Source organism: Arthrobacter sp. C152, from assembly GCF_054890965.1.
In genome coordinates, this window is sequence record NZ_JBTZSU010000045.1 from 19,561 (window position 1) to 28,632 (window position 9,072).

The 9,072-nt window shown below is 67.9% G+C and carries 8 protein-coding genes; 3 read left to right on the forward strand and 5 right to left on the reverse strand.

Annotation, left to right across the window (positions count from 1 at the left end):
• Nucleotides 1–88: 88 nt before the first annotated feature.
• Nucleotides 89–1,027 (reverse strand): phosphoribosylaminoimidazolesuccinocarboxamide synthase, encoded by a 939-nt coding sequence (locus tag ACYSM9_RS19805; protein ID WP_461858655.1) that lies wholly within the window; start codon nucleotides 1,025–1,027, stop codon nucleotides 89–91.
• A 1-nt stretch (nucleotide 1,028) separates the two neighbouring features.
• Complete coding sequence (gene purD / locus ACYSM9_RS19810; RefSeq protein ID WP_461858663.1) at nucleotides 1,029–2,345, reverse strand: phosphoribosylamine--glycine ligase; 1,317 nt, start codon at nucleotides 2,343–2,345, stop codon at nucleotides 1,029–1,031.
• 96 nt (nucleotides 2,346–2,441) lie between these two features.
• On the opposite strand from purD, the gene ACYSM9_RS19815 reads away from it, so the two are divergent.
• The 3 genes from ACYSM9_RS19815 to ACYSM9_RS19825 are packed head-to-tail and all read left to right on the forward strand — an operon-like array spanning nucleotide 2,442 to nucleotide 5,525.
• A complete protein-coding gene (locus ACYSM9_RS19815; protein ID WP_461858656.1) occupies nucleotides 2,442–4,040 on the forward strand; it encodes a molybdopterin-dependent oxidoreductase in 1,599 nt (532 codons plus the stop codon).
• A gap of 53 nt (nucleotides 4,041–4,093) precedes the next feature.
• Nucleotides 4,094–5,110 (forward strand): asparaginase, encoded by a 1,017-nt coding sequence (locus tag ACYSM9_RS19820; protein WP_461858657.1) that lies wholly within the window; start codon nucleotides 4,094–4,096, stop codon nucleotides 5,108–5,110.
• A gap of 37 nt (nucleotides 5,111–5,147) precedes the next feature.
• The gene (locus tag ACYSM9_RS19825) at nucleotides 5,148–5,525 is read left to right on the forward strand and encodes a sterol carrier family protein (protein WP_461858658.1); all 378 of its coding nucleotides are present in this window, start codon (nucleotides 5,148–5,150) and stop codon (nucleotides 5,523–5,525) included.
• Between the two features lie 27 nt (nucleotides 5,526–5,552).
• On the opposite strand, the gene ACYSM9_RS19830 is transcribed toward ACYSM9_RS19825, so the two are convergent.
• From ACYSM9_RS19830 to ACYSM9_RS19840, 3 genes are read right to left on the reverse strand one after another with little or no spacing between them, the layout of a single operon-like run.
• Nucleotides 5,553–6,308, reverse strand: a complete 756-nt coding sequence (locus ACYSM9_RS19830; RefSeq protein WP_461858659.1) for an SDR family oxidoreductase — start codon at nucleotides 6,306–6,308, stop codon at nucleotides 5,553–5,555.
• Between the two features lie 13 nt (nucleotides 6,309–6,321).
• Nucleotides 6,322–7,065 (reverse strand): aspartate/glutamate racemase family protein, encoded by a 744-nt coding sequence (locus ACYSM9_RS19835; protein ID WP_461858660.1) that lies wholly within the window; start codon nucleotides 7,063–7,065, stop codon nucleotides 6,322–6,324.
• Between the two features lie 28 nt (nucleotides 7,066–7,093).
• Nucleotides 7,094–8,662: an NCS1 family nucleobase:cation symporter-1 gene (locus ACYSM9_RS19840; RefSeq protein WP_461858661.1), complete on the reverse strand. Its 1,569-nt coding sequence runs from the start codon at nucleotides 8,660–8,662 to the stop codon at nucleotides 7,094–7,096.
• Nucleotides 8,663–9,072 lie beyond the last annotated feature (410 nt).

Sequence of the window (9,072 nt, forward strand, 5' to 3'; positions counted from 1 at the left end):
GCGCAAGCCAGTTAGGCAGCGCAAGCCAGCCTGGCAAGCGAGCCGGGCAGGTCCGCCAACCGCGGGCCTGCCCGGCCGCAAAGACCGCCTAGGCGAAGGTCTTTCCGGTGATCTTCTCGTACGCTTCGACGTAGCGGCTGCGTGTCCGTTCCACGACGTCGGCGGGCAGCGCCGGCGGCGGGGTGTCCGAGGCCTTGTCCCAGCCGGACTCGGCCGACGTCAGCCAGTCACGCACGTACTGCTTGTCGTAGGAGGGCTGCGCCTGGCCCGGCTTGTAGGTGGCGGCGTCCCAGAACCGCGAGGAATCCGGGGTCAGCACCTCATCGCCCAGGGTGATGGAGCCGGAGACTGCGTCGTACCCGAATTCGACCTTGGTGTCGGCGAGGATGATGCCGCGCTCCCTGGCGATCTTCTCCGCCGTCGTATAGATCTTCAGGGTCAGCTCGCTCAGGCGCGCGGCGATGTCGTCCCCCACGAGGGCCACGACGGCGTCGTAGGTGATGTTCTCATCGTGCTCGCCGATCAGGGCCTTCGCGGACGGCGTGAAGATGGCGTGGTCGAGCCGGGACCCGTCCACCAGGCCCTCGGGCAACGGAATGTTGCAGACCGTTCCCAGCGCCTTGTACTCCTGCAGCCCGGATCCCGTGAGGTAGCCGCGGGCGATGCACTCCACCGGGAACATGTCCAGCTTCTTGCAGATCATGGCCCGGCCCTCGACCTCGGTTGGAACGCCGTCCTCCACGGTGGAAGCCAGCACGTGGTGCTCCACTCCCAGCTGGTCGAACCACCACAGGCTCAGCTGAGTGAGGATGCGGCCCTTGTCCGGAATCTCGCTGGAGAGCACGTGGTCGTAGGCGCTGATCCGGTCGCTGGCGACCACCAGCACGCAGTCCTGGCCAAGCCGCTGCACGATCGACTCGTCGGCCGGTTCGTAGAGGTCGCGGACCTTGCCGGAGTAGACGTGGGTCCATCCGGGCAGGTCCAGCGTCTCGGTCTGGAAGCCGCGGTTCACGGGGGTGCCGTTCATCTCAGGCCTCCGCTTTCACGACGGGCAGCGAGCCGGTGGCAGCGTAGGGGACCTTGATTTCACCCCGTGCGGCCTTGCGGCCAATGTCGCTGCGGAACTGGGAGCCGTCCAATTGGATCAGCTCCACGCCGTCGTACGCCCTTTCCCGCGCCTCCACCAGGTCGCTGCCGAGCGCGACGACAGCCAGGACGCGGCCGCCGGCGGAGACCACCTTGCCGTCACCGTCCAGGGCGGTTCCGGCGTGGATGACGTGCACACCCTCAAGGGCCTCGGCCTTCTTCAGCCCGCGGATGCGGTCGCCGGTGCGCGGAGTGTCCGGGTAGTTTTCCGAGGCGACCACGACGGCGACCGCGGTCTCCTTGGCCCACCGAAGCTCCTCGGCCTTGTCCAGTTCGCCCTTGGCGGCGGCCATGAGCAGCGCACCGAGGGGTGTCTTGAGCCGGGCGAGCACTGCCTGGGTTTCGGGATCGCCGAAACGGACGTTGAATTCGATGACGCGGGTGCCGCGCGAGGACAGGGCGAGGCCGATGAACAGCACGCCGACGAAGGGGGTGCCGCGGCGGGCCATCTCGTTGACCGTGGGCTGGGCGACGCGCTCAAGCACTTCCTTGACCAGGCCATCGGGGGCCCATTCCAGCGGGGTGTAGGCGCCCATGCCGCCGGTGTTGGGGCCTTCGTCGTTGTCGAAGATCCGCTTGAAGTCCTGCGCGGGCGAGAGCGCCACGGTGTTCTGCCCGTCGCAGAGGACAAAGAGCGATACTTCCGGGCCGTCGAGGAATTCCTCGATCACCACGGAGCCGCCGGCGTCGAAGCAGGACTGGGCGTGGGCCAGGGCCTCGTCGCGGTTGCGGGTGACCACCACGCCCTTGCCGGCGGCGAGTCCGTCGTCCTTCACCACGTACGGGGCGCCGAAGGTGTCCAGCGCGGATGCTGCTTCTTCGGCGTTGGTGGCCACCATGGCCATGGCCGTGGGTACGCCGGCCTCGGCCATGACTTCCTTGGCGAAGGCCTTGGAAGCCTCAAGCTGGGCGGCGGCCTTGCTGGGGCCGAACACCGGGATCCCGGCTTCGCGGACGGCATCGGAGACGCCTGCGGCCAGCGGGGCTTCGGGTCCCACGACCACCAGGTCCACGGCGAGCCGGGTGGCCAGCTCAGCCACGGCGGCGGGGTCATTGCCGTTGATGTTGTAGGTGGGGACCAGCTTGCTGATCCCGGCGTTGCCGGGGGCCGCGTGGACTTCGGACACGTTGGGGTCGGCAAGCAGGGAGCGGACAATGGCGTGTTCGCGGCCTCCGGGGCCAATGACAAGTACCTTCACAGTGTCCAAGGGTACTTTGTGCACCCTTCCGCCTCCTAAGGTGTGTCATCGGCCCGCCTGGTCAATCCGGGCCCCCGGCCGCTCCGAACCATACACATGACAAAGCTCCGGAACCCCATTACGGGCCCCGCCGCCCTGGCCGCGCTGGCAGGCGTGGTGGCGGCCGCCGTCGTCCTTGCCGTCGCGGAGCTGGTGGGCGCCTTCTTCGCCGCCCGGGCGGCCCCGCTGTTCGCGCTGGGATCAACCTTCATCGACTTCACGCCGCCCTGGCTGAAGGACTTCGCCGTTACGACCTTCGGCACCAACGACAAAGCGGCGCTGTTCGTGGGGATGGGCCTCACCATCGCCGTGCTGGCCTGCGTCCTGGGCGTGGTGGCGTATCGTCAGTGGGCGCTGGGTGTCCTGGGCGTCCTGTTCATGGGCGCGGTGATCGTTGCCTGCGTGGTGACCAGGGCCGGCGTCGGCTGGTCCGGCGCCATCCCATCCCTTGCGGGCACGGCGGCTGGACTGGTGGCCCTCCGCCTGCTGCTCGCGCCGCTGCGGGAGGCGGAGCGGGGCGTGAAGGCGTGGCCGGAGGTGCCGGCGGACCAGGCGTCCGACGACGATGCGCGCCCGGGGGGCGAAGGCGCCAGCCGCCGTCGTTTCTTTGCCACTGCCGGGATCACCGCTGCTGCCGCCGGGGTTGCTGCGGCCGGCGGCCGCCTGCTGGGAGCGGCACGCAGCAACATCGCCAAGGCGCGTGCCTCGCTGCAGCTCCCGGCAGCGGCGAAGGCAGCGCCCGCGGTGCCGCCAGGGGTCCAGTCGCCGGTGCCGGGCGTGCCGTCCTGGCTCACGCCCAATGCCGACTTCTACCGCATCGACACTGCCCTGAGCGTGCCGGAAATCACCGCGGACGACTGGGAACTGCGCGTCCATGGGCTGGTGGAGCAGGAGGTAAAGCTCTCGTTCCAGGACCTGCTCGACGCACAGCTGATCGAATCCCACGTCACCCTGACCTGCGTGTCCAACCCCGTGGGCGGCAACCTGGCGGGAAACGCCAAGTGGCTCGGTGTTCCCCTCCGTGAGGTCCTGGCCCGGGCCAAGCCCAAGGATGGCGCAGACATGGTGCTGTCCACGTCGATCGACGGGTTCAGCGCCTCCACTCCCCTGGAGGTCCTGCAGGATGGCAGGGACGCCATGCTGGCCATTGGCATGAACGGTGAACCGCTTCCGCTGGAACACGGCTATCCGGTACGGATGGTGGTGCCAGGGCTGTACGGGTTCGTCTCCGCCACCAAGTGGGTGGTGGACCTGGAGGTTACCCGGTTCGCCGACAGCAAGGCCTATTGGACGGAGCGCGGGTGGTCCGAGCGCGGGCCGATCAAGACGATGGCGCGGGTGGACGTGCCCAAATCCTTCGCCAAGGTGCCGGCCGGGAAGGTGGCTGTGGGTGGCACCGCCTGGGCGCAGACGCGCGGCATCCGCAAGGTGGAAATCCAGGTGGACAACGGCGACTGGACGGAAACGGTTCTCTCGGATGAGGCTTCCACCGTGACCTGGCGGCAATGGTCCTACGAATGGGACGCCACGCCCGGCCCCCACTACCTCAAGGTCCGCGCCACGGACGGGACCGGCCAGGTGCAGACAGAGCAGCGGGCGGACCCGGTCCCTGATGGAGCGTCCGGCTGGCAGTCGGTGATGGTCACCGTGACGTAGCGCGTTGGCTGCGCCGGCCCGGTATCTGCGATGGCGGCCCATAGACTGGGCCTATGCCGCATAATCCGCATGCCACCTTCACTGTTGATTCCGCCGTCGAACTGGCCGTGATCGAACGCAGCGGCTTCGTGGAGTCGCGGCACATCGGCTCCGCAGTCCTGCTCTCCGCCGACGGGTCGGTGGTCACCCGGCTGGGCGACATCGACACCCCGATCTACGCCCGGTCGGCGCTGAAGCCGTTCCAGGCGCTGGCCGCCATGCAATCCGGCGTCCCGCTGCGCGGCGCCCAGGTGGCCATCGCGTGCGGGAGCCACACAGGGTCGCTGGACCACATGGATGTAGTGGCCGGGATGCTCAAGGCCGCCGGGGTCCGGGAGGACCAGCTGCAGTGCCCGGAGGCGTGGCCGCAGGACGAAACGGCCCGCAACTGGCTGGTGCGTTCCGGTAAAGGAAAGTCCCGGCTGGCCTTCAACTGCTCCGGCAAGCATGCGGCTTTCCTCTGGGCGTGCACGGAGAACGGCTGGGACACGCACAGCTACCTGGAGCCCAACCACCCGCTGCAGCAGCGGGTCCGCACCGCCATCGAGGAGTACACGGGCGAGAAGATCGCGCACCTGGGGATCGACGGCTGCGGCGCCCCCGTGGCCGCCGTCTCGCTCACAGGCGTGGCCCGGGCATACTCGCAGCTGGCCAAAGCCCCGGGCGACCACAGCTTCAACGCCAGGGCGGCGACCATCGCCACGTCCATGCTGGACTACCCGTGGGCGGTGCAGGGCCGCGGCGAAGCAAACACGCTGGTGATGGACGAACTGGAAATCATCGCCAAGATCGGGGCTGAAGGGGTCCTGGCCATGGCGACGCCGCAGGGCGTTTCGGTGGCCGTCAAGATCCTGGACGGGAACATCCGGGCCACGTCGCTGGTGGCCCTGACCATGCTTGCCGCGGCGGGCGCCGTGGAGATTCCCGGCGTGGCCAGTGTCCTGGAAAAAGTGGTGGAACCGGTGCTCGGTGGCGGACGGCCGGTGGGCAAGATCCGCCTGGGCCCTGCCGTTTCCGCGCTCCTGGACTGACCCCCTCCCCACTGGCAACCAAAGGAAGACCCTGAACATGGCAGTAGCCCGCCGTCGTATTGACGTCCAGGAAGGCAAGGCGGCGCTGGCCGCATGGCGCGAAGGTGCCGGGCCGTCGTCGGACCTCCCCGTGCCACGGCCGGTCATGGCCACCGCCGTGCGCTACTCGCTGGAGGAGCTGACCGCCCGGGCGCCGGGCAATTCGGTGGAGGTGCGGGTCCCGCCGTTCGGCGTCACCCAGTGCGTGGAGGGGCCGCGCCACACCCGCGGCACCCCGCCGAACGTGATTGAGTGCGACGCCGCCACCTGGCTTGCGATGGTCAGCGGCCGGTTGAGCTGGGCGGACGCGGTGGCTGCCGGCAGGGTGGCCGCGTCCGGCCTGCGCGCGGACCTCTCGGGGCTGCTGCCCTTCTGACTCCCCGCGGCCGGCCGTCAGCGGGGGTTACCCGCGGCCGATGAAGGGCATGCCGGCGGCGGTGACCACCACCGAGCCCACGCTGGCCGAGGCTGGCATGTTGGCCATCATGAGCACCGCGCGCGCCGCGTCCGCCACCGGGAACATCGGTTCGACCTTCCGGCTGCCGTCGGCCTGGAGCGCCCCGGAGCCGACGCCGATGGTGTCCATGATGTCGGTGGCCGTGTTGCCGATATCGATCTGGCCGCAGGTGATGCCGTAGCCGCGGCCGTCCAGTTCGATGCTCTTGGTCAGACCCGTCATCGCGTGCTTGGTCACCGTGTACGCTACGGTGCGCGGCCGGGGTGAATGGGCGGAAATGGAGCCATTGTTGATGATCCGGCCGCCCTGCGGTTCCTGCGCCTTCATGGCACGGACGGCGGCAGCGGCGCACAGCATGGAACCGGTGAGGTTGACGGCCAGGGTCGCGTTCCAGTCCTCCAGGCTGATCTCGTCCACACCGGCCGCGGGGCCGAAGACGCCGGCGTTGTTGAAGAGCACGTCCACCCGCCCCCACGCCTGGCGGACTGCCGCAAAGAGGCGTTCGACGTCGTCGGGCCGGGTGACGTCGCACGGCACCACGAGTGCGTCCGGGCTGCCGTCCGCCGTTTCCTTCAGTTGGGATTCCCGGCGGCCGGCAAGGGCCACGCGGTATCCGTCACCCAGCAGCTGGCGGGCCACCTCCCGGCCGATGCCGGAGCCGGCCCCGGTGACGACGGCGACGCGTGGATGGGATGTGCTCACGTATTCTCCTGGGCTACAGCTGCACCGGCATGGCCGGTTTGTTCAGCGGCCAGCCTATGACGGTTTTGGGCCGGGGCGCGGCGAAGGTCCGAACCTTGGAGGTGGACAGGCCCATCCGGACCAGGGATTCGGCGATGGTCACCGCCGATGCCACGCCGTCCACCACGGGCACACCGGCCCGCTGCCGGATCTGCTCGTCCAGGCCGGCCATGCCGCCGCAGCCGAGCACGATTACTTCCGCCTTGTCCTGCGTGACGGCCTGCAGCGCCTGGTTGATGATGGCTTCCACTGCCCGCTCCGGCTCTTCCTCGAGTTCCAGCACCGCCATGCCGCTGGCCCGGACGGAGGCGCACCGGGCGTCCAGCCCGGCGAGCTTCAGCCTGTCCTCGATCAGCGGCACGGTGCGGTCCAGGGTGGTGACCACGGAGTATTTGTGGCCCAGGAACATTGCCGTGCTGGCAGCGGCCTCGGTGATGTCGACGACCGGCACGTCCAGGAGTTCCTGCAGCCCTTCGCGCCCGTGTTCGCCGTACCCGGCCTGGATGACGGCGTCGAACGGCTGCGGGTAGGAGGTGACGGCGTCCATGACGGCGATGGCGGCAAGGTAGCTTTCGAAGTTGCCTTCGCAGGAGTCTGCGCCGAAACGCGGGGTGATGCCGACGATTTCGGTGTCCGGTCCTGCCGCGCTGCGGGCAGATGCCGCGATGGATTCGGTCATGGATGATGTGGTGTTCACGTTCGCGACGAGGATGCGCATGGGGTTTCCTTCCCTGCCCGGGGGCGGGTCAGTGGGTGCTGGCGACGGCGATCGCCTCGCCGTCGCGGTCTTCGAGCCGCTGGTTGCGGTCCGCGATGAAGAAATAGACGACGGCGGCGATGCCGGCCGCGAAGAACCAGGCGAAGGGTGCCGCGGACGCCAGCCCCGGTACGAAGGCGATCAGCAGCGCGAGGACAGCGGCGGGGACCATCGCGATGATGGCGCGGGGGTTGACCCCGTTCCGGTAGAAGTACGCGCCTTCCGGTGAGGCCGTGTAGAGTTCGGGCACGTTGATCCTGCCACGGCGGATCAGCCAGTAGTCCGCCATGACGACGCCGAAGAGCGGGCCCAGCAGCGCCCCGAGGCCGCCCAGGAAGTACACGATGACCAGGGGGTTGTTGTAGAGGTTCCAGGGCAGGATGACCAGGCCGATGGTGGCCGAGACGATGGCTGCCTTGCGGAAGTTCAGCCGGGTGGGAAACAGGTTGGTCAGGGCGTAGACGGGGGCTACGAAGTTGGCCATGAGGTTCACGGCGATGGTGAGGATCAGCAGGGCAAGGCACGCCAGCACGAGGAAGAGGGTGTTGGGAATGGTCTGGACGATGTCCGAAGGGCTCTTGATGATGGTGCCGTTGATCTTGAACTGGCCGCCGGCCATGACCACCACGATGGCGCCGAACACGAGCATGTTGATGGGGATGCCCCAGAAGTTGCCCCGGACCACGGCCTTCTTCGACACCGCAGAACGGGTGAAGTCGCAGAAGTTCAGGACGAAGGTGCCGTAGATGGAGACCCAGAGGGCGCCACCGGCAAAGATGGTGAGCCACATCTCCGGCCCTTCGAGGGCTTTGTTGGAGGCCCAGGCGATGCTTCCTCCGGCCTCGACGAAGATCCAGATGGCCATGGCGGCCATGGTGGCAAGGATGACCGGACCGGCGAAGGCCTCGTACTTGCGGATCATCTCCATGCCGAAGCTGACGATCACCAGCTGCACCACCCACAGGGTCACGAAGGCCGCCCATCCCAGTGTTGACAGGCCCAGGATGGAGTCCCTGTCCAGGTCCGCCAGGGACGGAAACATGGCGGAGAGCATCACGCGGAAGACGACGGAGGCCAGGTAGGTCTGGATGCCGAACCACGCGACGGCCACGGCGCCGCGGAGGAGGCTGGCGATCTGGGCGCCCCTGATGCCAAAGCTGATACGGCTCATGACGGGGAAGGGAACACCGGTTTTGACGCCCATGAAGCCGGAGAGGCTGAGGAGGCCGAACAGCAGTGCTGCCCCGATGCCGAGGGCCATGAGGATCTGCCAGCCGCCGAGCCCAAGGGCGAACAGTCCGATGGCAAAGGCGTAGTTGCCCAGGCTGTGCACGTCGTTGGCCCAGAGCGTGAAGATGCTGTAGCTGGTCCAGCTCCGGCCGGCACGCTTGGTGGGGGCCAGGTCCGGGTTGTAGAGGGTGGGGCTGATGGCCACGCCTGATGCTTCGCTGGCCGTGTCACAAAGGGCTTCGGCGGTGCCTGCGGGGCGTGCAGGAGCAGCTGACGGCACTGTCAGGCCCTGGGCCGCCTCAACGCCCGCCGGTGGAGGGGTCTGCATAGGGGTCTCAATTCTTTGGGGGATTCCGGGTGGTGAGGCCGACCGGCAGGTCGTTTCTGTTATTCCACAAGGCGGAATCGAGATATTGAATAGTGAAATAAGGTTATGACGTGCATCACTCAGGGTCAAGCGGCCACCGGCGCGTGATGCAGTCACAAACGGTCCGTTCGCGGCTGCGGATACGCCGCCGGGCCGCGCCGGGCGCCCCGCGTTGACCCCGCCAGCCGCCGTCAGTAATCTCATATAGCAATAATGTTTTCTCGCATAACGAAAACATGCGCCGAGTATTCAATGATGAAAAGAGGCTGCCGTGGCTGCAGGAGAAGATACCTCCCATATCCTCAGCGGGTTGACTAACCAGCTGCCTGATCGTGATCCGGAAGAGACTGCCGAGTGGGTTGAGTCCCTGG